Below are 22,601 nucleotides of genomic sequence, written 5' to 3' on the forward strand. Positions count from 1 at the left end.
ATCGCAGCCTTCGGCAGCGGCTACAAGAGCCGGTGCCGGGGTTGAGATCGAGTATCGAAGTTCACGCCAGCAGCAGGCGCTCCAAAGCCGCTCGCAACGCGGGCGGAATCGGCACCGGCTGGTTCGATCCCCGATCCACGAACACATGGACAAAACGTCCCGCCGCACAGGCATCGGCCTCTCCCGCCTTGAACACCGCCAGCTCGTATTGCACCGAACTGTTGCCTAGCTTGCCGACCCGCAGGCCGATCTCGATACGTTCGGGAAAGGCGATGGACGCAAAGTAGTCGCAGGCCGAGCTGACCACGAATCCCACCACCTCGCCCCCATGAATATCCAGCCCGCCCTGTTCGATCAGGTAGGTATTCACCGCCGTGTCGAAGAAGCTGTAGTAGGTGACGTTGTTCACATGGCCGTAGACGTCGTTGTCGTGCCAGCGGGTGATGATCGGCTGGAAGTGGCGATAGTCGCCGCGTTGCGGCATGGGCTCGGACATCGGGGCTCTCTCCCTTGGATTGCAGACCGGACGATCGGCTGATCGCCCGGCATTTCACCGCAGACGCCCAAGCCAGGGCAAACCCTTTTGCCTCCATTGCCCCGGTGGCTTATCAGGCAGCCAGATGAACCTCGCACCACTCACGCACCGCGGCGTAAGGGTAATCCTCCAATGCCGCGAAACCGGGAATGCTGCGGGCCTTGAGCTTGGTGAACAGCGGCACGCTGATGCCGCAGAGAAAACGCGTCAGCCGCTCTGCTCCCGGTACATCGCCGGTGTGCTGCTGATGCCTGTGGATAAAGTCGCCACACAGCCCGTTGAAGTTTTTATCCACAAGCGCGGGCAACGCGGGTGGCTCCGGCAGTCGTGCCACCTGACCATGACAGACCGAACAATGCCCACAACGCTGGGGCGCCTGATCGTCACCAAAATACTGCGCCAGGCGATGCCCCAGGCACTGCTCGGTGGCGAACAGGTCGAGCATGGCGTGAATCCGCGCTATTTCGCTGCCTTCATGCCGGGCGAAGTAAGCATGCAGGTCTGTGCTCAAGGCAGCGGCATCGAAGTCGGTTTGCAGCAGGCTGTAGACCTCGGTCATCTGCTTGCTTTCCAGCTCCACCCAGCCCTTCTCCTGGAAATAATCCAGGGCTTGGACCACCCGGTTGCGCGGCGCCTGGTACTGCTCGTAGAGCGCGTCGAAATTCACCGTGGCCCAGGTCCGGGCCCGGCTGGAGGTGGTGATGATGGCCTGGACAAAGTCCCGGCGCTCGCCTTCGAAACGCGCCAGCAAGGCCTCGGGCTCCAGCAGGAACTTGAAGCGGTACTCGGCGAAGTAGGCATAGCGTGGGGCGATCAGGCCCCGCAGTTCCAACTGCACCAACAGGGTCTTGAGCGGCAACTGGCGGATGTTGCTCTGGTCCGCCAGGGGCCCGAGCAGGAATTCCCACTGTCCTTCCGGCACCGACGCCTGCAATTCATCCAGCACGCAGCGGATGCCGCTCAGCTCCGGGGTGTCGCCATAAACGAAATTCTCCAACACGTTGAGGCTGTCGCGGTTGGCCAGCACCAGGCAGTCCGAAGGCTGGCCGTCGCGCCCGGCACGGCCGATTTCCTGGCTGTAGTTCTCGATGGACTTGGGCAGGTCGAAGTGCACCACATTGCGGATGTCGCTCTTGTCGATGCCCATGCCGAAGGCGATGGTGGCGACGATGCAGTTGCTGCGCCCCTCCATGAACCGGCGCTGGATCGACTCGCGCTGCTCGTGGGGCAGACCCGCGTGGTAGGCCTCGGCGGCGATGCCCTGGCGGCTCAAGTGCTCGGCGATCTGCTCGGCGGTCTTTTGCAGAGTCACGTAGACAATGCTTGGCTGCCCGGCCCGTTCACCCATCCACTGCACCAGGCGCCGGCGCTTGTCCGCGCCGCGCACAGGTTCCACCAGCAGGTTGAGGTTGGGCCGGTAGAAGCCGGTGGTCACCACGTCGGCGGCGTCGATGGCGAACTTGGCCTGCATGTCGGCGATCACCTTGGGCGTCGCCGTGGCCGTGAGCAGCAAGGCCTGGGGAATGTTGAACTGGCGCTGGTAGTCCGGCAGTTTCAGGTAGTCGGGACGGAAGTTGTGGCCCCATTCGGAGATGCAGTGAGCCTCATCCACCACCAGCAGGGAGATGGGCACCTGCTGCAAAAAGTTGCGGAAGCGCTCGTTCTTCAAACGCTCCACCGAGATCATCAGGATCTTCAACTCACCGGAGCGGGCCCTGGCCATGACGTCGTTGGCTGCATCGCGGCTCTGGGCCGAATCGATGCTGGCGGCGGCGATGCCGTGACGCTGGAGGAAGGCCAACTGATCCTGCATCAAAGCCAACAGCGGCGAGACCACCAGGGTCAGGTGCGGCAGCAACAGGGCCGGCAATTGGTAGCACAGGGACTTGCCCGAGCCGGTGGGAAAGATCGCCGCCGCCGAGCGCCCGGCCAGCACCGCGCTGACCGCGGCCTCCTGGCCCGGACGAAACTGTGGATAACCGAAGACCTGTTCGAGGGTGCTGTGCATAAGGGTCACTCCTTTGACCGCTGACCTGTGTTGAAGCCTAGCGGCACAGGTCGGCGGGTCGAGAAAAGGTCGCGCAAAAACGGATACCGGATGATACCGGGCGATAGCGCTTTGCCTCACAAGCCCGTCCGCAGGAACCGGCTGATCGGCAAAGGAGACAGCAGGACCTAACGCAGGCTCCGACAGTCCAGCCATTGCACGCCGTTGTGCCGATTGGCCTCAAGCAGTGCTGGCACCGCCTGGACGGCCTTGGCGTGGGTGTCATGAAACAGAATGATGCCGCGGCGCCAGAGCAGCATCAGGGTCTGCACCCGCTGGGTGGCGGCCGTGGCGCTGACCTTCTTGCTCCAGTCCTGGGAGTCGATGTTCCACAGCATCAGTTGCAACCCCTGAGCCTTGAAGAACCCGGCGCTGTCGCTGCGGCGCTGGCCGTAGGGCGGGCGAAACACGGGCTGGTACTGGTCCGCCAGCGTGCGATTGACCAGGTTGGCGCTGTGGATCACCGAGTTCTGCCACTCGCGCCATGAGGCGTGGGATTTGTGCTCCCAGCCGTGTATGCCCACGCACTGGCCGTCATACAGCTCGCGCATCTGCAAGGCCGAGGACTGGCTCAGGCGCGCCTGGAACGAGTCCCCCAGCACAAAGAACAGGCTGTGCAGATCCTGGGCACGCAACACATCGATCAATGGGTCGGTACGACCACCGCGCGCACTCGGGCCGTCATCGAAGGTCAGCAGAAACTGGCGGTCCGCCAGCTCGTCCCCCAACTGCTCCGCCGGATCCATCCGCCGGATCTCGCTGCTGACCGTGGGAAACAGCGCCGCCAAACGCAACTGCTCGTTCAGGTACTGCTGGTGAAACACCGCGCTGGCCTCGGCCCAGCGCTCATAGCTGGCCTTGCTGCCAGCGGTGAGGCTGGCCACCAACTGCCGCAGCTCACCCAGGTTGCGCACCGGCAGGCAGAACGGCATGCCCTCGCAGTCCTGGCTGGCCAGGCGATAGTTGTTCAGCAACAGTTCCCAGAAGCGCTGGCGCACCTGATTCACCGATTTCAGGTCCAGCTGCCTGACGCCCAGCCGCTGCTTCAGGGCCGGCTCGTCCAAGGTTTCACTGTCCAGCAGGGCCTTGCCGAACATCAGAATCTCGCCCCGTGACGCCGTGTCGAAATCCTCAGTACGGGTCAGGGCTTTCGGCCAGCCACTGCGGTCGATGGTGGCGAACATCTGCGGCCCGGCCGCCTGGGCCACGCCGCCGGACAGGCACAGCGCCAGCAACCAGGGGAAAACACGAAATCGCATATCAACCTCCATAAATGCACAACGCGCCAATGCCGGCGCGTTGTGGAGATAACGTCTGCCTGTGTGATCAGCGGTTTTGCAGCCGCTCTATGGCCTTGTCGTAGACCGGGTTGGCCTTCTGCTCCCGGGCTTTTTGGTAGTGCTCCAGCGCCGTGTCCAACTGCCCGGCGTCCTCGTAGATACGCGCCATGTCGTAGTAGGCACTGGCGCGAATGGTCGAGGCGGCCGGGCCGCTGGCCAGGGCGATGGCCTTGCGGTCCGCGGCGATGGCGTCGTCGGGGCGGCTGTTCTTGCGATTGGCCAGGGCCAGGTTGCTGTAGGCCTGGGCAAAGCCCGGGTCGAGCTCGATGGCTTCGCTGTAGAAGATCCGCGCCCCGCCGAAATCGCCCTTGCGGTAGGACTCCTCGCCCTTGAGGTTGAGGCTCTTGGCATCCACCGGCCCGAAGTCCTTGCCCACCACTTCATCGATGGACTTGGTATTTTCCAGCAGCGGGTCGAGCGCGCTCATGACCGATTCCGGCTCCTCGCTGCCTAGCAGCAGCCGATCGATGTCCTGCAAACGGCCATCGGCGGTCAGGCGAAACACCACCCACAGATTGCCCTTGCGGTTCTGCGGCACGCGGTAGCTGCGGATCAGCGCAGCGCCTTTATAGACAAAGACCCGCGCCTGGCTGCGGCCCAGGCGCAAGGCTTCGTAGGTGGTGCTGTTGGTGAAGTCGTGCACGGCAAAAACGTAGGCGTCGCCCGGCACACGCTCGTCGATGGTGATGGTTTCCGGCCGGCTGCTGTCGCTGCTGTCCGACTCCAGGCGAGCTCCGGGCCCCTTGCCGGTGGCGAAGTACAACAGCTTGTGGGGATAACTCAGATGGGCATCGAGGTCTTCCCCCGGCGCGCTCCAGCTCAGCACTATCCGCAGGCTTTCCGGGTTCTCCAGCACCGGGCTCAGGGCAAAGTTGAGCCCCTGGCAAGGACACTTGACTCGCAGGTCGGCGTAACCGGCCTTACGGATCAGCAGCTCACTGGCCGGCGAATCGGCCACCTGGGCCGTCAGGGTGACCCGGCCCTGGGCGTCGGTGCTGCCTGCAACCTGAGTCGTACCCTGTTGCAGCTGCACCTGGGCATCGGCCAGCGGCGCGCCCTTGGCCAGCGCATCCAGCACCTGAATCGACAACGCCTGAGCCTGTACCGAGCCCGCCAGCATCCCTAGCCACAACAGCGCCGCGAGGCGAAAAAAAGCCATAACAAAATCCCTGTAGATAAGGGTGACCGGGCCTCTATCCCGGCCCACCAGCCAGCGGCGAACCATACACAGTTTTGCCCGGCAATGCTCGGTCCAAGCCGGGAAATAGCGGGCAAAAAGACCCTGACGCCATCTGGCAATGAGCGGTTTGCACGGCCGTCCGTTGAGGTACAACACTGCCGGAGAATCGCCGTACACTGCCTCCTCTCAAACCCCGCAAGTGACCCCGACCATGCAACTGGCCCCCGGTTTTCCCGACGACCTCGCCATGCGCCAACTGCTGCAGTTGCTGCACGAAGAAATCGGCCTGCCCGAACGCAAGACCCTGCGCCTGAGCACCGCCATCAACCTCGACCTGGGCTGCGACGGCGCCGACGCCCGGCATTTGCTGCAGGCCCTGGAGGAGCAGTTCGGCATCGATTTTGTCGACTTCGACAGCTATCGCTACTTCCAGCCAGAAGGCTTCGACCCGTTTCAGAAACGCCGGGCCAAGGGCCGGGGCGACAAGGTGCCGCTGACCATCGGCATGCTGTACCAGGCGATCAGGCAACAGCGCTGGGATACCCAGGTGCTGGAAGCGCTCTGTCCCCGGCAGGGTCAAATTCACCGCCGAACAACATTCGCGGCAGCAGCCCGACCCGCCAGGGAACAAACTGGCACACCCGAATATAAGTGCTAATATTCTGGCAGTTTTAGCAACAAAGACCAGGAATAATGGCACATGGCTAAGAAGACCGCCCCACTCCTGCCCGCCACAAGCAAGCTGCTGGATGCCTTTGGCGAACGCCTGAAACTGGCTCGACTGCGGCGCAAGCTGACCGCCAAGCAAGTGGCCGAACGCGCGGGCATGTCACTGACCACACTGCGCTCCCTGGAATCGGGCGGGTCCGGCGTGACCATGGGTGCCTACCTGTCGGTGATGCAGGTGCTGGGGCTGGAAAAGGACCTGGAGCAACTGGCAGCCCGCGATGAGCTGGGCCGCCAGCTGCAAGATGCCCGGCTCTTGCCGGGAGACAGCAACGCGCCTGGCAAAGCGCGCCGCGCCCCCAGCCTGCGTTCGACCAAGGCGCCTGCTGCCGGCCTGACCCTGCATGAAGCCGCAGCCAAGCCGATCCTCCCTGAGCCGCCCTCGGCTGACTTTCCGATCAATACCCAGTCGCTGAGCAGCCTGCTGCAGCCCGTGAAAAAGCCCGCGCCAAGGCTGGATGAGCCATGACCCTGATCGCCGTCTACGCCGACTGGGAGTCTTTGGGCGGGCCAAGGCGCCTGGGCTGGCTGCATGTCGGGACAGTCCGCGCTGCCAGCGTCTTCGAGTTCGAATATGACCCCGCCGCGCTGCTCGATCCCGAGCTGACCAGCATTGCCCTGGACCCGCGCATCGGGCGCTTCGCCGGCCGGCAATTCAGCGGCCAGCAGCAAAACCGCTTTGGCGTGTTTGCCGACTCAAGCCCCGATCGCTGGGGCCATTTGCTGATGCAACGCCGACTGGAACGGGACATTCGCGAAGGCCTGGCGCCCGCCGGCACCCGCCTGCAGGACGCCGACCTGCTGCTGGGCGTGCACGATCTGTATCGCGTCGGTGCCCTGCGTTACCGCCTCGATGATCAAGGCCCGTTCCTGGATGATCGCGACGGTCTCGCGGCGCCACCCTTCGTCGAACTGCGGGCCCTGGAACAGGCCAGCCGCGCCCTGGAAAACGATCCGCACAACAGCGCCGCCGACGGCGGCCAATGGTTGCGCATGCTGATCGCACCGGGGGGATCACTGGGCGGCGCGCGCCCCAAGGCCAGCGTCGCCGACGACAAGGGCCACCTGTGGATCGCCAAGTTTCCCAGCGTCCGTGACGAACATGACGTCGGCGCCTGGGAGATGCTCCTCAACGCCCTGGCCAGCCACTGCGGCTTGCGGGTTCCCGAGGCCATGGCGCAACGCTTCGCCAGCGACCAGCACTGTTTCATGGTCAAGCGCTTCGACCGCACCGAAGCGGGCGGCCGGTTGCACTTTGCCTCGGCCATGACCCTCACCGATCGCAGCGACGGCGACGACGCCTCCACCGGCGCCAGCTACCTGGAACTGGCCGAAGTGCTGATCGCCCACGGCGCGCAAACCCGTGCCGACCTGCGTGAGCTGTGGTCGCGCATGGTCTTCAACCTGCTGGTGTCCAACAGCGACGACCACCTGCGCAACCATGGCTTCATGCTCGAACCCGGGCGCGGCTGGCGCCTGTCCCCGGCCTACGACATGAACCCCTGCGCCCACGCCAGCGGGCTGAAACTCAACATCAGCGAAGCCGACAATGCACTGGACCTTGAACTGGCACGGGAAGTAGCGGCATATTTCCGCCTCGATCGTGCAGAGGCAGAAGGCATCATCGAACACTGCCAGAGCGTAGTTCGCCAATGGCCCACCCTGGCCCAGGCCCTGGGGCTGTCCCGGCGTGAACAAGAACGCATGGCCCCGGCGTTTCGACTCGCACAGCAGTAATCAGCACGGCCGTTGGGCTCCGCCAACCCGTCAATCGACAAGGACAGTCAGTGGACGTATTGATGGGCTTGCTCGCCGCCCTGCTCTGGGGCGGCACCGATTTTCTCGTGGGGCTCAACGTCCGCGCCGTGGGCGTGAAACGTGCGGTGTTCTTCAGCCAGAGCCTGGGGTTCATCCTGATGAGCCTGCTGCTGGTGATCTTTCCCGCCATCCTCTACAAGGCCCTGGCCGCGCCCGCGCAAGTCTGGCTGATGGGCGTGGTCGCCGCGGCCTTTACCGTCTCCGGCGCCCTGGCCCTGGGCAAGGCCTTCGCCCTGGGCAAAGCCTCCATCGTCGCCCCATTGGTGACCTCCTACGGCGTGGTCACCACCCTGCTGTCCTGGGCCAGCGGCGAACAGATCAGCCTGCTGCAACTCATGTGCATCCTGTTGTGCGTGATCGGCGTGATCCTCTCCAGCCTGCACTCGGACAGCAAACTGCCCCACAGCTCCGCCGCCGGCCGCTCGATCTTCTTCGCCCTGCTCTCGGCCGTTCTGTACGGCACCAGCTTCTGGCTACAGGGCCGCTACACCCTGCCGCAACTGGGGCCGATCAGCATGCTCTGGCTGGGTTACGCGGTGGGCAGCGGCGTAATGCTGCTGATGGTGCTCAAAGTCGCAGACGGGCTGAAGATCCCGCCGCTGAAGAACTGCGGCCTGCTGGCCTCCACCAGCCTGATGAACCTGGGCGCGTTCTTCGCCTTTTCCTGGGGCGCCATGAGCGGCTCGGTGTCGGTGGTGACGGTGATCAGCACCCTGTCCGGCGGCATCGCTGCGGTGCTGGGCTATGTGTTCTTCAAGGAACGGCTGACGGCGGTGCAAGTGACCGGCGTGGTGCTGGTGTTGCTCGGGGCCTTGGTGTTGCATCTGAAGACGTGAGGCGAACGGCTATTCGCAGCCCATAAAAGACACGCCCTACAGAATGCGTCGAATTGGGCTGATGGAGCCCCCTGAGCGATCGAGCCTATAGTTCGGACATCGCTGAAAATTTCAGCGAGCGGGCTTGGTCACCCGAGAACAGCAAAACGCACCACTCCTCACGGGTGCATCTGTTCACGACCTAAAGTGACCCATCCCATGAACGCAACGAACCTCGATCGAACCCGCTATCAACCGCTCAAGAGCAACTTCACCGACACTGCGGCCCTAGTAATCGATACCCAGGCCGATGCCCTGGACCTGCATAGCTGCGCAAGACAACGCCTACGGGCGGCCTCCGACTTGCTGGAAACCCTCACCTGCCTGAGCTTTGATCAGGCGGACAGCAAAGACACCACCCACGTCGTCAACGCGCTTTATCTGTTGGTGCAGGACGGCTGTGATCTGTTGGAACACGCCCACTTGCGCATGCCCTGAGCCGCTCCGATCTCAAATAGCAGGTACAAAAAAGCCGCCCCGAGGGGCGGCTTTTTCATGGCAGGTCGAGGCTTACAGCTTCGGACCGGCAGCCTTGATCGCGTCGCTCACGTCGAACTTCTTGAAGTTCTCGATGAACAGGCCGGCCAGGGCCTTGGCGGCTTCGTCGTAGGCAGCTTTGTCAGCCCAGGTGTTGCGTGGGTTGAGCAGGCCGGTTTCGACGCCCGGTACGGCTTTTGGCACGTCCAGGTTGATGATGTCCAGGTGCTCGGTCTCGGCACCGATCAGCGCGCCGCTCTGGATCGCTGCAATCACGCCACGGGTGGTGGGGATGTTGAAGCGTTTGCCCACGCCGTAGCCACCGCCGGTCCAGCCGGTGTTGACCAGGTAGACCTTGGAGCCAAAGCCGCGGATGCGCTTGATCAGCAGCTCGGCGTATTCGCCGGCCGGACGCGGGAAGAACGGGGCGCCGAAGCAGGTGGAGAAGGTCGACTTGATGCCCGAGCCCGAACCCATTTCAGTCGAGCCCACCAGAGCGGTGTAGCCGGACAGGAAGTGGTAGGCGGCTTGTTCTTCGCTGAGGATCGACACCGGTGGCAGTACGCCGGTCAGGTCGCAGGTCAGGAAGATCACCGCGTTAGGCTCGCCACCGAGGTTTTTCGGTGCGCGTTTTTCGATCAGCTCGCGCGGGTAAGCGGCGCGGCTGTTCTGGGTCAGGCTGTCGTCGGAGTAGTCGGCTTTCTTGGTGACCGGGTCGATCACCACGTTTTCCAGTACGGCGCCGTGCTGGATGGCTTTCCAGATCACCGGCTCGTTCTTCTCCGACAGGTCGATGCACTTGGCATAGCAACCGCCTTCGATGTTGAACACCACGCCCACGCCCCAGCCGTGTTCGTCGTCACCGATCAGGTAACGGCTTTCGTCGGCCGACAGGGTGGTCTTGCCGGTGCCCGACAGACCGAAGAACAGGGTCACGTCGCCGTCTTCGCCCATGTTGGCGGCGCAGTGCATCGGCAGTACGTCGGCAGCTGGCAGCAGGAAGTTCTGCACGGAGAACAGGGCTTTCTTCATTTCACCGGCGTAGCGCATGCCGGCGATCAGCACTTTCTTGGCCGCGAAGTTGAGGATCACGGTGCCGTCGGAGTTGGTGCCGTCGCGCTCAGGCTCGCAAACGAAGTTCGGGGCGTTGAGGATCTGCCACTCGTCTTTGCCACCGGCGTTGTACTGCTCGGGGTTGATGAACAGGCAACGGCCGAACAGGTTGTGCCAGGCAGTTTCGGTGGTCATTTTTACTGGCAGGTAGTGCGCCGGATCGGAACCTACATGCACGTGGGAAACAAAACGCTCGCGCTCGCCCAGGTAGGCTTCAACGCGGTCCCACAGGGCGTCGAACTTGGCCGCCGGGAACTTGCGGTTGATCGGGCCCCAGGCGATGGCGTCCTGGGTGCTGGGCTCTTCAACGATGAAACGGTCCACTGGCGAACGGCCGGTACGATGACCGGTGCGAACCACCAGAGCGCCGGTATCGGCCAGTTCGCCCTCACCGCGGTTCAGGGCTTCTTTGACCAGATCATCCACACTCAGATCGGTGTACACGGCGTTATTGGCTTGCGTCATGAGGTTCCCCGTCGGCCAGTGGCCGAGTGCTCCAAACGTTTTGTAGTAGAAACTCGCGCACTACTACCGCGAAAAAAGTGCGCCGGATTATGCCAGAAAAGCCCAAAAATAGTAGGGTCCTCCCGTCAGTACGGCGTAATTCCGGCGTTTGCCAGGTGATTTACCTGCGCTGAACCGTTTTAGTGACGAGTATCTGACGGCGTGTCGACGCCCGCACCGGCAAACAATTGCGTGATATCGGCGGCATCGAACAGGTAGCGCTCGTTGCAGAACTGGCAATCGATCTCGATGCTGCCGCCATGTTCCACCACCAGCTCCTGAGCATCTTCGAGCCCCAGGCTGACCAGCGCATTGCCCGAACGCTCGCGGGAGCAGCTGCAGCGGAAGCGCAGCGGTTGCACGTCGAACAGGCGCACGGCTTCTTCGTGGTACAGGCGGTGCAGCACGGTTTCGTTGTCCAGGCTCAGCAGTTCATCGGCGGTCAGGGTGCTGGCCAGGGCGGTGAGGTGCTGCCAGTTGGCTTCGCGTTCTTCCGGATCCCGCAGGCGGTCGGCAGGCAGTTGTTGCAGGAGCAGGCCGCGGGCATTGCGGCCGTCGGCGTAAAGCCAGAAACGGGTGCCGGTCTGCTGCGACATGACGAAGTAGTTGGTGAAGCATTCCGCCAGGGTGGCGCCGTCCAGGTCGACGATGCCCTGGTAACGCTGGCCCTGGGTCGGGTCCACGGTCAGGGCCAGGACGCCATTGGGCATCATGTCGGCAAGGGTCGCGTCAGGGGCGATCTGCGACGCGTCGTAGCGGGCCAGGCCGCGGATTTCGCGGTTGCTGGAGCACTCGATCATCAGCAACGGCACCGGGCCTTCGGAGCGGGCCTGGAGAATCAGCAAGCCATCGAACTTCAAGGTGCCAACCAGCAACGACGCCGCCGCCATCAGCTCGCCGAGCAGCTGTGCCACCGGCTCGGGATAGGCGTGTTTGGCGAGGACTTCAGCGTAACTGCGCTCCAGCGCCACCAGCTCGCCGCGGGCGTCGCTCTCATCAAAGATGAAGCGTTGAGTGAAGTCGGTATCCGGCAAATCAGTCATAGGTCTGGGTATCTGAATGATGACAAAAAGGTTACAAGCACCGAAAATTACGGTTTTGCACCATAAGGGTGCAGTTTTTGCGGTGATTGGAGATATTTTATGAACAATCCGGGTTTGTTCCAAGCAAGGTGGAACCTCGGCAAGCTGGTTCTGTGCAATTTACTCCCTTTGGCCCTGCTGGGATTCTGGTTGTGGCCGACCGGGCAGATGTACTGCCTGATGTTCGACGAGTGGCTGTTCCGTCACCTCAACACTCCCCTGGCAACAAACTCCACCTGGCTGCACATCTGGGCCGTGGCCAGCCTGCGCCCCTTCGATATCGTGGTGGGGCTGATCATGCTCGGCCTGCTGATTCGCGGTGACTGGGTGTTCAAGGCGGTGGACGTGCGCCGGGCGTTTTTCGGCTTCCTGTCGATCCTGATTCTTATGGTGGTGATTCGCGCGCTGTTTTCCAAGCTGGTGGCCGTCATGAACTGGCAACACAACAGCCCGTCCATGGTGCTTGAAGGCGCCGTGCACATGAGCGACTACTTCCCGGGTTGGGAAAAAACCTGGGAGCTCAAGGACCGCTCCAGCCAGAGCTTCCCCGGCGACCATGCCTCGGTGCTACTGATCTGGGGCCTGTTCATGGGGATCTTCAGCCGCAGCGTCGGCCAGTTCCTGATCGTCTGGGGCCTGACCCTGCTGTTCATGATGCCGCGCCTGGTGGCAGGCGCGCATTGGGGCCAGGACGACTACATCGGCGGTGTGCTGCTGGCGGTGCTGGCCCTGGGCTGGGGCTACTACACGCCGTATGCGGCGCGGATGTCGAACTTCCTGCTGCGCCTGACGCACCCGCTGTTCAAGCTGATGACCCGGATGCCGGTGCTGTCGCGCATGAACGTGGTCCGTGCCAGCAGCCTGCTGCGCTGATCAGACCTTGTAGGAGCCGGCTTGCCGGCGAATGGGCCCTCGAAGGACGCCTTCGCCGGCAAGCCGGCTCCTACGCTTTCATTCGTGGCTGCTGCCGTGGAACTTGAATAGATCACGGCGCTGTTTCTTGCTCGGTTTGCCGTCGGTGCTGACCCCCAGGGCGCCAGCCTTGCGCTGGGCCGCCGCGGTTTCACGCTTGGCGATGCTGGCTTCGGTTTCCGTGTAGAGCGTCTGCGCTTCGGGCGCGCCACGACGGACGATGGACAGGGCCTGGACCACCACGGTGCGCTCGTCGAAGCCGGCGCGAATCTGGTACTCATCGCCGACCCGCGGTTCCTTGCCCGGCTTGCAGCGCTCGCCACGGTGATGCACTTTGCCACTTTCGATGGCCGCCTTGGCCAGGGCGCGAGTCTTGTAGAAGCGCGCCGCCCACAGCCATTTATCCAGACGAACCTTGTCCTCTTCTTCCTGCTTGTGCGCCACTGGAATTCCTCTTGCTGAAAAATGTCGCAACTCTAGAGCCTGCAAGCGGGCTCTCGTATACCCTGCCGCTCAACTAAAATAACCCAGGTTGCGCCCTGATACGCGAGGAGTCCCCGTGACTGATTTCCCCACATCCCTGACCTCGCCCGGCAACCGCTGCGAAGGCTGCCAGCAAAGCCAGCCGCTGGGCTTCGATTTTTCCTTCGCCTATCAACCCATAGTCGATCTGCGCGACCGCTCGGTCTTTGCTCATGAAGCCCTGGTGCGCGGGGTCAATGGCGAGGGCGCCCACACCGTGCTGGACCAGGTCGACGACAGCAACCGCTATCGCTTCGACCAGCGCTGCCGGACCCTGGCCATCACCACGGCCGCGAAGTTGGGCATGCAAAGCCACCTGTCGATCAACTTCATGCCCAATGCCGTGTACCGCCCGGAACTGTGCATCCGCACCACCCTGGAAGCCGCCCGCGCCCATGACTTTCCACTGGACCGGCTGATTTTCGAAACCCTGGAAAGCCAGCACATAGATAACAGTCGCCATTTGACCCATATTCTGCGTGAATACCGCGAATTCGGCTTCAAGACCGCCATCGATGACTTCGGCGCGGGGTACTCGGGGCTGAACTTGCTGGCGAATTTCCAACCCGACCTGATCAAGCTCGACATGGCGCTGATTCGCGATGTCGACCAGGATCGCGTGCGCCAGGCGATCGTTCGCGGGATTGTCACAATCTGTGCGGAGTTGGGCGTTACAGTCATCGCCGAAGGCATTGAAAGCGCCGGTGAACGAGACTTTCTCAGCGACTGTGGAATTTACCTGATGCAGGGTTACTGGTTCGCCAAACCTGCATTCAAAGCCCTGGCCGAGGTTCCAGCCGCGGCCTGGAAAAGCTAATTGCGGATTTCCCCTATTTGAAGACTTTTGACCATTTGACCGTTGTCGGTCTGCGCGAGTGGGTGGCGCTTCCTGATCTGGGAGTGGCCGGCCTGCGCGCCAAGATCGATACCGGGGCCAGTACCTCCAGCCTGCATGCCACCGAGATCGAGCCCTTCGAGCGCGACGGTGAGCAGTGGGTGCGCTTCAATGCCCACTTGGGCAGCGTGGTGCAGTTGCGCCACCGGCGGTGCGAAGCGCCGCTGGTGGCGATGAAGACCATTAAAAGTTCCAACGGCCAGGCCCAGGTGCGCTATGTGATCAGCACCACCCTGGCCCTGGGCGATCGCGTATGGCGGGTGGAATTCACCCTCGCCTGCCGCAAGGCCATGCGCTATCGCCTGCTGCTGGGTTCCAAGGCACTGATCGACGGCCAGTTGGTGGTCAATCCGGGCATCAAGTACGTACAAGACAAACCGGTGTTCCCGGTATCCACTACCTCTGCCACAGGTGTTGCATGAAGATCGCTGTGCTGTCGCGTAACCCGCGTCTGTATTCCACTCGTCGTCTGGTCGAAGCCGGCACCGAGCGTGGCCATGAAATGGTAGTGGTCGACACCCTGCGCGCCTACATGAACATCGCCAGCCACAAGCCGCAGATCCACTATCGCGGCAAGCCCCTGGAAGGCTTCGATGCGGTGATCCCACGGATTGGTGCCTCGGTGACCTTCTATGGCTGCGCGGTGCTGCGCCAGTTCGAAATGATGGGAGTCTTCCCGCTCAACGAGTCGGTGGCCATTGCCCGCTCCCGGGACAAGCTGCGCTCGCTGCAACTGCTGTCGCGGCGTGGCATCGGCCTGCCAGTGACGGGTTTTGCCCACTCGCCGGACGACATTCCCGACCTGATCGAAATGGTCAACGGCGCGCCCCTGGTGATCAAGGTACTGGAAGGCACCCAGGGCATCGGCGTGGTGCTGTGCGAAACCGCCACCGCGGCGGAGTCGGTGATCGAGGCCTTCATGGGCCTGAAGCAGAACATCATGGTCCAGGAATACATCAAGGAAGCCGGCGGCGCCGACATTCGCTGCTTCGTGGTGGGGGACAAGGTGATCGCAGCGATGAAGCGCCAGGCCAAGCCGGGGGAGTTCCGCTCCAACCTGCATCGTGGCGGCAGCGCCAGCCTGATCAAGATCACCCCGGAAGAACGCATGACCGCGCTGCGGGCGGCCAAGGTCATGGGCCTGAGCGTGGCGGGGGTGGATATCCTGCGCTCCAATCACGGGCCGCTGGTGATGGAAGTCAATTCCTCGCCGGGCCTGGAAGGCATCGAGACCACCACCGGCAAGAACGTGGCGGGGATCATCATCGAGCACATCGAGAAAAATGGCGGGCCGAACATGACCCGGACCAAGGGCAAAGGATAAACGCAGCGGCAAGTTTCCAGCTTCAAGCAGCAAGTAGAAGCGCTAACTCCCACTTGCAGCTTGCCGCTTGAAGCTTGCCGCTGCTTTTAGTCTGCATCCCGTGGCAGCAGCAGTCCCAGCGGCAGGCGCACTCGCGCCTCAAGCCCGCCATCCGGGCGGTTGCGCAGTTCGACGTTACCGCCGTGCATCGCGGCAATCCGCTTGACGATGGCCAGGCCCAGGCCGGTGCCCTTGCCACCCCGGGCACGGTCGCCACGGGTGAAGGGGTTGAAGATCGCTTCCAGCTCCGAAGGGTCGATCCCGGCGCCGCGGTCCATCACGCTCAGCACCACATACGGCGCATTGGTGTCACCGGACACATAGGCCGCCACTTCGACATCCGTGCCGGCGTGATTCAAGGCGTTGCCAATCAGGTTGTTGAGCAGACGCTTCATCGATACCCGACGCAGCGGGAACGGCTGGATCGGCTCCAGGCGCAAGTGCACCCGCTCCTGGTTCTGGTTGTAGGGCGCGGCCACCTCGCGCACCAGATCGCTCAAGTCCACCTCTTCCACCGACTCGTCGCGGCCGTCGCGGATGAAGGCCAGGAACTGATCGAGAATGGCGTCCATGTCCTCGATATCCCGCACCATGTCGTCGGTCAGGTCGGTGTGCGCGCCCATCAACTCCAGGGACAGGCGCAAGCGGGTCAGCGGCGTGCGCAGGTCATGGGACACCCCGGCCAGCATCAGCTCGCGCTCGCGCCCGGCCTGCTCCACATCCTCGGCCATCTGGTTGAAGGCGCGATAGACCTCGGTCATCTCGCTCGGCGTATCGCTGATCGGCAGGCGCACGCTGCGCCCCTGGCCCAGTTGCCGAGCGGCGTAGACAAGGCGCTTGAGCGGTTGATTGAGCTGACTGACGAAGATCCACGCCGAGGCGGTGGATAACAGGCCGATGGCCAGGAACCAGCCCAGCACGCTCCAGATCTTCTGCCCCCGCAGCGGATGCGGATACAGCGGCACCTTGAGCCAGCCATCCCCCAGGCTCGGGGCCCGCACCCACAGCGCCGGTGGTGCATGCATGCGCAGGCGCACTTCGGTGTCGGCACCCAACTCGGCCTGCATCTGGCGCTGATAAATCTCACTGTAGGGCCAATGCTGCTCGCCGGCCGGCACGCCGCTGCCCACCACCTTGATCAGGCCAGCGGCTTCGGCGATCTGATCGCGGTTGGATTCGTCGGCGGCCCAATAGGCGCGCAGGGTCAGGGCCACGCCGTGGCTGTATTGCCGGTCCACCAGCACGTCCTCGTTCATCAACAGATAAACCAGGGTCAATGCCTTGGAAAACAGCACCACGATCAGCACCAGCCACAGGGTGCGGGAGAAGAAACTCTGGGGGAACCACAGCGGGGTTTTCATAACAGCCACTACACACTTTGCAGGAGCGACTCGCGCTCGCAGAGTTGCGGAATGCGAACGCCCGGGTCGTTACCGGCCCGGGCGTTCGCTCCTACAAATCACCTATCACTTGGTCGCGGTGCCATCCGGCACGAAGACATAACCCACGCCCCAGACGGTCTGGATATAACGCGGTTTGGAAGGATCAGGCTCGATCATCCGCCGCAGGCGGGAGATCTGCACGTCGATGGAACGCTCCAGGGCATCCCACTCGCGGCCACGGGCCAGGTTCATCAGCTTGTCGCGGGTCAGCGGCTGGCGGGCGTTCATCACCAGCGCCTTGAGCACCGCGAACTCACCGGTGGTGAGCATGTGCACTTCATCGCCACGCTTGAGTTCGCGAGTGGCCAGGGACAGTTCGTAGTCACCGAAGGTCACGCTTTCGTCTTCGCTGCCCGGCGCGCCCGGCACCGGAGCCGACTGACGACGCAGCACAGCCTTGACCCGGGCCATCAGCTCGTCAGGGTTGAACGGCTTGGCCAGGTAATCGTCGGCGCCCAGCTCCAGGCCCTTGATGCGGCTCAGCTCGTCGCCCTTGGCGGTGAGCATGATGATCGGAATCTGGTTGTTGGCACTGCGCAGTCGGCGGCAGGCGGTCAGGCCGTCTTCGCCGGGCAGCATCAGGTCGAGGACCACCAGGTTGAACACTTCGCGACCCAACAGACGGTCCATTTGCTCGGTGTTCGGCACCGCGCGGGCACGGTAGCCCTTGCTGACGAAAAAACGCTCCAGCAGGCTGCTCAGCCCCGGATCGTCGTCAACAATAAGAATTTTTTCGCCTTCAGCAGTTTGTGCAGTGCTGCTCATTGGATGCTCCTCTAATCTCGGTGCGCATTATGGCGTAGCTGCCGTTATACGCACCGTGTGCATTGTTAGCAGATTTTTCCTCTATCGCCAGCAAACCCGCTGTCGGCCTGAGGCTGGCGATCACCCCGCAACGACTAACGCTGGGTATAATGCGCCGCCTTTTGTGTTGGGCAATATCTGATCAGTACGCCTGCGGCCGGTTTTTTTATTTGCCTGGGCCGGCAGTATTTTTTCGATTTCACGGGTCAACAGCCAGCCTTTTGATCCAGGTGGCGGCGCGTGCCAGGCCGCTCAACCAGACTCGCCGGGCCTTATTTTCGTGCCCGCGGGCCTGCTTTCACACATTTGTCAGGTGGTTTTATGGACAGCATCAACAGCCGCATTGCCGAGGAACTCGGTGTACGCCCACAACAGGTCGAAGCGGCCGTCGCTCTATTGGATGAAGGCTCCACCGTGCCCTTCATCGCCCGTTACCGGAAAGAGGTCACCGGCAGCCTCGATGACACTCAACTGCGTCATCTGGAAGAGCGCCTGCGCTACCTGCGAGAACTCGACGAACGGCGGATCAGCATCCTCGCCAGCATCGAAGAGCAGGGCAAGCTGACCCCGGAGCTGGCTCGCGAGATCAAGCTGGCCGACACCAAGACCCGCCTCGAAGACCTGTACCTGCCTTATAAGCAGAAGCGCCGCACCAAGGGCCAGATCGCCCTGGAAGCCGGCCTCGGCGAGTTGGCGGACGGCCTGTTCAACGACCCAAGCCTGACTCCGGAAGCCGAAGCCGCCCGCTACGTCAACGCCGACAAAGGCGTGGCCGACGTCAAGGCCGCCCTGGAAGGCGCCAAGTACATCCTCATGGAGCGCTTCGCCGAAGACGCGGGTTTGCTGGACAAGCTGCGTAACTTCCTCAAGCAGGAAGCCACCCTCAGCGCCCGCGTGGTGGCGGGCAAGGAAGAAGAAGGCGCCAAATTCCGCGACTACTTCGAACACGACGAACCGCTGAAAAGCATGCCGTCGCACCGCGCCCTGGCGATTTTCCGCGGCCGCAACGAAGGCATTCTCAGCTCCGCGCTGAAAGTCGGTGACGAGCTGCCGGGCACCATGCACCCCTGCGAAGGCATGATCGGCCAGCACGTGGGCATCCAGAACCAGAACCGTCCCGCCGACAAATGGCTGGGTGAAGTGGTGCGCTGGACCTGGAAGGTCAAGCTCTACACCCACCTGGAAACCGACCTGCTGGGCGAGCTGCGCGACAACGCGGAAACCGAGGCGATCAACGTCTTCGCCCACAACCTGCACGACCTGCTGCTGGCCGCTCCGGCCGGCCCGCGCGCCACCCTGGGCCTGGACCCGGGCCTGCGCACCGGCTGCAAGGTGGCGGTGGTGGATGCCACCGGCAAGCTGCTGGACCACGCCACCGTCTACCCGCACGTGCCGCACAACAAGTGGGACCAGACCCTGGGCATCCTGGCCGCGCTGTGCGCCAAGCACTCGGTGGACCTGATCGCCATCGGCAACGGCACCGCCAGCCGCGAGACCGACAAGCTGGCCGCCGAGCTGATCAAGAAATACCCGGCCATGAAGATGACCAAGGTCATGGTTTCCGAAGCCGGTGCATCGGTGTACTCGGCCTCGGAACTGGCGGCCAAGGAGTTCCCGGACCTGGACGTGTCGATCCGCGGCGCCGTATCCATCGCCCGCCGCCTGCAAGACCCGCTGGCGGAACTGGTGAAGATCGATCCGAAATCCATCGGTGTCGGGCAGTACCAGCACGACGTGTCGCAGCTGAAACTGGCCCGCGGCCTGGACGCCGTGGTCGAGGACTGCGTGAACGCCGTCGGCGTCGACGTCAACACCGCCTCCGTGGCATTGCTGGCGCGGATCTCCGGCCTCAATGCGACCCTGGCGCAGAACATCGTCAGCCACCGTGACGAGCACGGTGCGTTCAAGACCCGCGCCGCGCTGAAAAAGGTCGCCCGCCTGGGTGAAAAGACCTTCGAGCAGGCCGCCGGCTTCCTGCGCGTGATGAACGGCGACAACCCGCTGGACGCTTCGGCGGTGCACCCGGAAGCCTACCCGCTGGTGCAGCGCATCGCCGCCGACACCGGCCGCGACATCCGCTCGCTGATCGGCGACAGCAGCTTCCTCAAGCGCCTGGACCCGAAGAAATTCACCGACGAAACCTTCGGTCTGCCCACCGTCACCGACATCCTTCAGGAACTGGACAAACCCGGCCGCGACCCGCGCCCGGAGTTCAAGACCGCCGAGTTCCAGGATGGTGTGGAAGACCTCAAGGACCTGCAACTGGGGATGATCCTCGAAGGCGTGGTGACCAACGTCACCAACTTCGGTGCCTTCGTCGACATCGGCGTGCACCAGGATGGCCTGGTGCACATCTCGGCGCTGTCGGAGAAGTTCATCAAGGACCCGCGTGAGGCGGTGAAGGCCGGTGACGTGGTGAAAGTGAAGGTCATGGAAGTCGACATTCCGCGCAAACGCGTGGGCCTGTCGATGCGCATGAGCGACACCCCGGGCGAGAAGATCGACGGCGCTCGCGGCTCCCGTCCGGGTGCGGCGCCGCGCTCTTCCCAGGGCAATGCGCCGCGCAAGGAAACCACCGCTGCTGCCCCGAGCAACAACGCCATGGCCTCGCTGTTCGCCAACGCCAAGCAATTGAAGAAGCGCTGATGGAAATCCCCGCCGGCCTGACCGAAAGCGCCTTCAGCCAATTGCTCGGCTGCCGTCTGCAACGCCTGGAAACCGGCGAGGCGGACGTCGCCCTGGAGTTGACCCCGCAGCTGCGCAATCGCGGGCAAAAGCTCCATGGCGGGGCGATCTTCAGCCTGGTGGACATTGCCATGGGGCTGGCCTGTTCCAGCACCCACGGCTTTGACCAGCAGAGCGCCACCATCGAATGCAAGATCAACTACATACGCGCCGTGGCCGAGGGTGAAGTGCTGTGCCGGGCCAAGGTGATCCACCCCGGCCGCCGCACCCTGGTGGTGGAAGCGGACGTGATCCAGGGCGACAAACTGGTCGCAAAAGCACAAGGCACCTTCGCGGTCCTATAGCTCCCCGTCATGAATTTGGGTTAATTTCGGCGCTGCGAAAGCGGCGTCGGAGTTTTTTGCCCGCGCTAAAGCCAGATTCAGGGATGAAGGATTGGCGTTTTCAAGCGAGTCGGCTTGACTCAAAAACCAGGCGAAAACGCCAGTTTTAACTTCACCCTTGTAGACCGTCCTGCCCACCCCCATATTGGGGCGACTGACGCGTGAAGGAATCCAACTTGAGCGAACTTCTCAACCGCCGCCTGGCTCTGCTCGGCGAGCGCGCTAACCTCTCCCTGCTCGAGCAGTGCCTGCACGGTATCGAACGTGAATGCCTGCGTGTCACCGGCGAAGGCCGCCTGGCACAGACCCCGCACCCGGAAGAACTGGGTTCCGCGCTGACCAACGAACAGATCACCACCGACTATTCCGAGTCGCTGCTGGAGTTCATCACCCCGGCCCTCGCGGACCCGGCCGATACCCTGGCCAGCCTCGACAAGATTCATCGTTTCGCCTACAGCAAGCTCGGTAACGAGTACCTGTGGAGTCCATCGATGCCGTGCCCGTTGCCGGCCGAGGAAGACATCCCGATCGCCTACTACGGCACCTCCAACATCGGTCAGCTCAAGTACGTGTACCGCAAGGGCCTGGCGCTGCGCTACGGCAAGGCCATGCAGTGCATTGCCGGGATCCACTACAACTTCTCCCTGCCGGAACAGCTGTGGCCACTGCTCAAAGAAGCCGAAGGCTTCGTCGGCAGCGACCGGGACTACCAGTCCTCGGCCTATATCGCGCTGATCCGCAATTTCCGTCGCTACAGCTGGCTGCTGATGTACCTGTTCGGTGCCTCGCCGGCCCTGGACGCGGGCTTCCTGCGCGGCCGCTCGCACCAGTTGGAACAGCTGGACGCCGACACCCTGTACCTGCCCTACGCCACCAGCCTGCGCATGAGCGACCTGGGCTACCAGAGCAAGGCCCAGGCCGGCCTGACCCCTTGCTACAACGATCTGAACAGCTACACCGACAGCCTGCGCAAGGCCGTGGCCACGCCCTACGCGCCTTACGTGGCCGTCGGCACCCACAAGGATGGCGAGTGGGTGCAACTGAACACCAACATCCTGCAGATCGAAAACGAGTACTACTCCAACATCCGCCCCAAACGCGTGACCTACACCGGCGAGCGGCCGATCCAGGCGCTGATGGCCCGGGGCATCCAGTACGTCGAAGTGCGTTGCCTGGACATCAACCCGTTCCTGCCCCTGGGCATCGACCTGCAGGAAGCGCGCTTCCTCGACGCCTTCCTGCTGTATTGCGCGCTCAACGACAGTCCGCTGTTCGCGGACAACGAGTGCGGCAACGCCACCTCCAACTTCCTCGCCGTGGTCAAGGAAGGCCGGCGTCCGGGCCTGCAACTGCAACGCCGGGGCCAGCCGGTGGAAATGAAAGAGTGGGCCGCCGAACTGCTGGAGCAGATCGCGCCATTGGCTGCCCTGCTCGACCAGAGCCACGGCAGCGACGTGCACAGCAAGGCCCTGGACGCCCAGTTGGCCAAGGTCAAGGATTCGTCCCTGACCCCGTCGGCCCAGGTGCTGGCGGCCATGAGCGAGCACAAGGAGAGCTTCAGCCAGTTCTCCCTGCGCCAGAGCCAGGCGCATGCCGAGTACTTCCGCAGCCAGCCCCTGGCCAAGGAAGAACAAACCGCCTTCGAAGACGCGGCGCGCCAATCCCTGGAACAGCAGACCGAGCTTGAGCAGAACGAAGTGGGTGATTTCGACGTGTTCGTCGGCGCCTACCAGGCCAGCATCCTGGCCATCAGCAACTAGAGTGGCGAGGGAGCTTGCTCCCGCTGGGCTGCAAAGCAGCCCTCAGCTCAGGCGGCGCGGTTATTCAGGAATATCCCGTCGCCGGGTTTGAGGGCGGCTGCGCCACCCAACGGGAGCAAGCTCCCTCGCCACAACCGC

At 63.1% G+C, this 22,601-nt stretch carries 20 protein-coding genes and 1 pseudogene; 12 read left to right on the forward strand and 9 right to left on the reverse strand.

The annotated features are described in order from the left end of the window. Positions 1-61: 61 nt before the first annotated feature. From GWQ44_RS14760 to GWQ44_RS14775, 4 genes are all read right to left on the reverse strand, one after another. Positions 62-496, reverse strand: a complete 435-nt coding sequence (locus GWQ44_RS14760) for a thioesterase family protein (RefSeq protein ID WP_047301002.1) — start codon at positions 494-496, stop codon at positions 62-64. Between the two features lie 112 nt (positions 497-608). Beyond that, positions 609-2,543 carry an ATP-dependent DNA helicase RecQ gene (locus GWQ44_RS14765; RefSeq protein ID WP_275927646.1) on the reverse strand — a complete coding sequence of 645 codons (1,935 nt, stop codon included), beginning with the start codon at positions 2,541-2,543 and terminating at the stop codon, positions 609-611. Between the two features lie 167 nt (positions 2,544-2,710). Beyond that, complete coding sequence (locus tag GWQ44_RS14770) at positions 2,711-3,841, reverse strand: polysaccharide deacetylase family protein (RefSeq protein WP_275927647.1); 1,131 nt, start codon at positions 3,839-3,841, stop codon at positions 2,711-2,713. A 67-nt stretch (positions 3,842-3,908) separates the two neighbouring features. Beyond that, positions 3,909-5,081: a tetratricopeptide repeat protein gene (locus tag GWQ44_RS14775; RefSeq protein ID WP_275927648.1), complete on the reverse strand. Its 1,173-nt coding sequence runs from the start codon at positions 5,079-5,081 to the stop codon at positions 3,909-3,911. A 232-nt stretch (positions 5,082-5,313) separates the two neighbouring features. On the opposite strand from GWQ44_RS14775, the pseudogene GWQ44_RS14780 reads away from it, so the two are divergent. The 5 genes and pseudogenes from GWQ44_RS14780 to GWQ44_RS14800 all read left to right on the forward strand — a co-directional run. Beyond that, a pseudogene (locus GWQ44_RS14780) lies at positions 5,314-5,664 on the forward strand (DUF1493 family protein); the annotation flags it as partial. A 138-nt stretch (positions 5,665-5,802) separates the two neighbouring features. Further along, positions 5,803-6,297 carry a helix-turn-helix transcriptional regulator gene (locus GWQ44_RS14785; protein ID WP_275927649.1) on the forward strand — a complete coding sequence of 165 codons (495 nt, stop codon included), beginning with the start codon at positions 5,803-5,805 and terminating at the stop codon, positions 6,295-6,297. Then, complete coding sequence (locus tag GWQ44_RS14790; protein WP_275927650.1) at positions 6,294-7,565, forward strand: HipA domain-containing protein; 1,272 nt, start codon at positions 6,294-6,296, stop codon at positions 7,563-7,565. Before GWQ44_RS14785 ends, GWQ44_RS14790 begins: the two co-directional genes overlap by 4 nt. A 62-nt stretch (positions 7,566-7,627) precedes the next feature. Further along, the gene (locus GWQ44_RS14795; RefSeq protein ID WP_275927716.1) at positions 7,628-8,482 is read left to right on the forward strand and encodes a DMT family transporter; all 855 of its coding nucleotides are present in this window, start codon (positions 7,628-7,630) and stop codon (positions 8,480-8,482) included. Between the two features lie 198 nt (positions 8,483-8,680). After that, complete coding sequence (locus GWQ44_RS14800; RefSeq protein ID WP_275927651.1) at positions 8,681-8,959, forward strand: hypothetical protein; 279 nt, start codon at positions 8,681-8,683, stop codon at positions 8,957-8,959. A gap of 72 nt (positions 8,960-9,031) precedes the next feature. Here GWQ44_RS14800 and GWQ44_RS14805 read toward each other — a convergent pair whose 3' ends face one another. Both GWQ44_RS14805 and hslO read right to left on the reverse strand, forming a co-directional pair. Next, positions 9,032-10,576: a phosphoenolpyruvate carboxykinase gene (locus GWQ44_RS14805; protein ID WP_103740884.1), complete on the reverse strand. Its 1,545-nt coding sequence runs from the start codon at positions 10,574-10,576 to the stop codon at positions 9,032-9,034. A gap of 179 nt (positions 10,577-10,755) precedes the next feature. Further along, positions 10,756-11,658: an Hsp33 family molecular chaperone HslO gene (gene hslO / locus GWQ44_RS14810; RefSeq protein WP_016966988.1), complete on the reverse strand. Its 903-nt coding sequence runs from the start codon at positions 11,656-11,658 to the stop codon at positions 10,756-10,758. Positions 11,659-11,757: 99 nt separating this feature from the next. Between hslO and GWQ44_RS14815 the strand changes: the two genes are divergently transcribed. Continuing rightward, on the forward strand, positions 11,758-12,570 hold the full coding sequence (locus tag GWQ44_RS14815) for a phosphatase PAP2 family protein (protein ID WP_047300981.1): 813 nt from the start codon (positions 11,758-11,760) through the stop codon (positions 12,568-12,570). A 78-nt stretch (positions 12,571-12,648) separates the two neighbouring features. On the opposite strand, the gene GWQ44_RS14820 is transcribed toward GWQ44_RS14815, so the two are convergent. Next, positions 12,649-13,053 carry a S4 domain-containing protein gene (locus GWQ44_RS14820; RefSeq protein ID WP_016966989.1) on the reverse strand — a complete coding sequence of 135 codons (405 nt, stop codon included), beginning with the start codon at positions 13,051-13,053 and terminating at the stop codon, positions 12,649-12,651. 115 nt (positions 13,054-13,168) lie between these two features. Here GWQ44_RS14820 and GWQ44_RS14825 point away from each other — a divergent pair, with 115 nt between their 5' ends. From GWQ44_RS14825 to rimK, 3 genes are read left to right on the forward strand one after another with little or no spacing between them, the layout of a single operon-like run. Beyond that, entirely contained in the window at positions 13,169-13,948 is a 780-nt protein-coding gene (locus GWQ44_RS14825) for an EAL domain-containing protein (protein ID WP_275927652.1), read from the forward strand. 17 nt (positions 13,949-13,965) lie between these two features. Next, a complete protein-coding gene (locus GWQ44_RS14830; RefSeq protein WP_007931742.1) occupies positions 13,966-14,448 on the forward strand; it encodes an ATP-dependent zinc protease in 483 nt (160 codons plus the stop codon). Next, positions 14,445-15,350 (forward strand): 30S ribosomal protein S6--L-glutamate ligase, encoded by a 906-nt coding sequence (rimK, locus tag GWQ44_RS14835; RefSeq protein WP_007931744.1) that lies wholly within the window; start codon positions 14,445-14,447, stop codon positions 15,348-15,350. The genes GWQ44_RS14830 and rimK overlap by 4 nt, the downstream gene beginning before the upstream one ends. Positions 15,351-15,436: 86 nt before the next feature. Here rimK and GWQ44_RS14840 read toward each other — a convergent pair whose 3' ends face one another. Both GWQ44_RS14840 and ompR read right to left on the reverse strand, forming a co-directional pair. Continuing rightward, complete coding sequence (locus GWQ44_RS14840) at positions 15,437-16,750, reverse strand: ATP-binding protein (protein WP_016966991.1); 1,314 nt, start codon at positions 16,748-16,750, stop codon at positions 15,437-15,439. A gap of 105 nt (positions 16,751-16,855) precedes the next feature. Further along, positions 16,856-17,596, reverse strand: coding sequence for a two-component system response regulator OmpR (gene ompR / locus GWQ44_RS14845; RefSeq protein ID WP_016966992.1), 741 nt, complete (start codon positions 17,594-17,596; stop codon positions 16,856-16,858). 360 nt (positions 17,597-17,956) lie between these two features. On the opposite strand from ompR, the gene GWQ44_RS14850 reads away from it, so the two are divergent. The 3 genes from GWQ44_RS14850 to gshA all read left to right on the forward strand — a co-directional run bounded on the left by GWQ44_RS14850 (position 17,957) and on the right by gshA (position 22,463). Further along, positions 17,957-20,281, forward strand: coding sequence for a Tex family protein (locus GWQ44_RS14850; RefSeq protein WP_275927653.1), 2,325 nt, complete (start codon positions 17,957-17,959; stop codon positions 20,279-20,281). Beyond that, positions 20,281-20,664, forward strand: coding sequence for a PaaI family thioesterase (locus GWQ44_RS14855; protein ID WP_016966994.1), 384 nt, complete (start codon positions 20,281-20,283; stop codon positions 20,662-20,664). Before GWQ44_RS14850 ends, GWQ44_RS14855 begins: the two co-directional genes overlap by 1 nt. Positions 20,665-20,879: 215 nt before the next feature. Next, positions 20,880-22,463, forward strand: a complete 1,584-nt coding sequence (gene gshA, locus GWQ44_RS14860; RefSeq protein WP_275927654.1) for a glutamate--cysteine ligase — start codon at positions 20,880-20,882, stop codon at positions 22,461-22,463. Positions 22,464-22,601 lie beyond the last annotated feature (138 nt).

The sequence above is a fragment of the Pseudomonas sp. 3MA1 genome, from assembly GCF_029237275.1.
Classification (GTDB): Bacteria; Pseudomonadota; Gammaproteobacteria; order Pseudomonadales; family Pseudomonadaceae; genus Aquipseudomonas; species Aquipseudomonas fluorescens_AP.

Coding starts and splice junctions, on each gene's coding strand:
- GWQ44_RS14840 (WP_016966991.1), bottom strand. CDS start 16,750: ATGAAAACCCCGCTGTGGTTCCCCCAGAGTTTCTTCTCCCGCACCCTG.
- GWQ44_RS14805 (WP_103740884.1), bottom strand. CDS start 10,576: ATGACGCAAGCCAATAACGCCGTGTACACCGATCTGAGTGTGGATGAT.
- GWQ44_RS14790 (WP_275927650.1), top strand. CDS start 6,294: ATGACCCTGATCGCCGTCTACGCCGACTGGGAGTCTTTGGGCGGGCCA.
- GWQ44_RS14785 (WP_275927649.1), top strand. CDS start 5,803: ATGGCTAAGAAGACCGCCCCACTCCTGCCCGCCACAAGCAAGCTGCTG.
- GWQ44_RS14800 (WP_275927651.1), top strand. CDS start 8,681: ATGAACGCAACGAACCTCGATCGAACCCGCTATCAACCGCTCAAGAGC.
- GWQ44_RS14760 (WP_047301002.1), bottom strand. CDS start 496: ATGTCCGAGCCCATGCCGCAACGCGGCGACTATCGCCACTTCCAGCCG.
- GWQ44_RS14855 (WP_016966994.1), top strand. CDS start 20,281: ATGGAAATCCCCGCCGGCCTGACCGAAAGCGCCTTCAGCCAATTGCTC.
- ompR (WP_016966992.1), bottom strand. CDS start 17,596: ATGAGCAGCACTGCACAAACTGCTGAAGGCGAAAAAATTCTTATTGTT.
- GWQ44_RS14795 (WP_275927716.1), top strand. CDS start 7,628: ATGGGCTTGCTCGCCGCCCTGCTCTGGGGCGGCACCGATTTTCTCGTG.
- hslO (WP_016966988.1), bottom strand. CDS start 11,658: ATGACTGATTTGCCGGATACCGACTTCACTCAACGCTTCATCTTTGAT.
- GWQ44_RS14815 (WP_047300981.1), top strand. CDS start 11,758: ATGAACAATCCGGGTTTGTTCCAAGCAAGGTGGAACCTCGGCAAGCTG.
- GWQ44_RS14770 (WP_275927647.1), bottom strand. CDS start 3,841: ATGCGATTTCGTGTTTTCCCCTGGTTGCTGGCGCTGTGCCTGTCCGGC.
- rimK (WP_007931744.1), top strand. CDS start 14,445: ATGAAGATCGCTGTGCTGTCGCGTAACCCGCGTCTGTATTCCACTCGT.
- GWQ44_RS14765 (WP_275927646.1), bottom strand. CDS start 2,543: ATGCACAGCACCCTCGAACAGGTCTTCGGTTATCCACAGTTTCGTCCG.
- GWQ44_RS14850 (WP_275927653.1), top strand. CDS start 17,957: ATGGACAGCATCAACAGCCGCATTGCCGAGGAACTCGGTGTACGCCCA.
- GWQ44_RS14775 (WP_275927648.1), bottom strand. CDS start 5,081: ATGGCTTTTTTTCGCCTCGCGGCGCTGTTGTGGCTAGGGATGCTGGCG.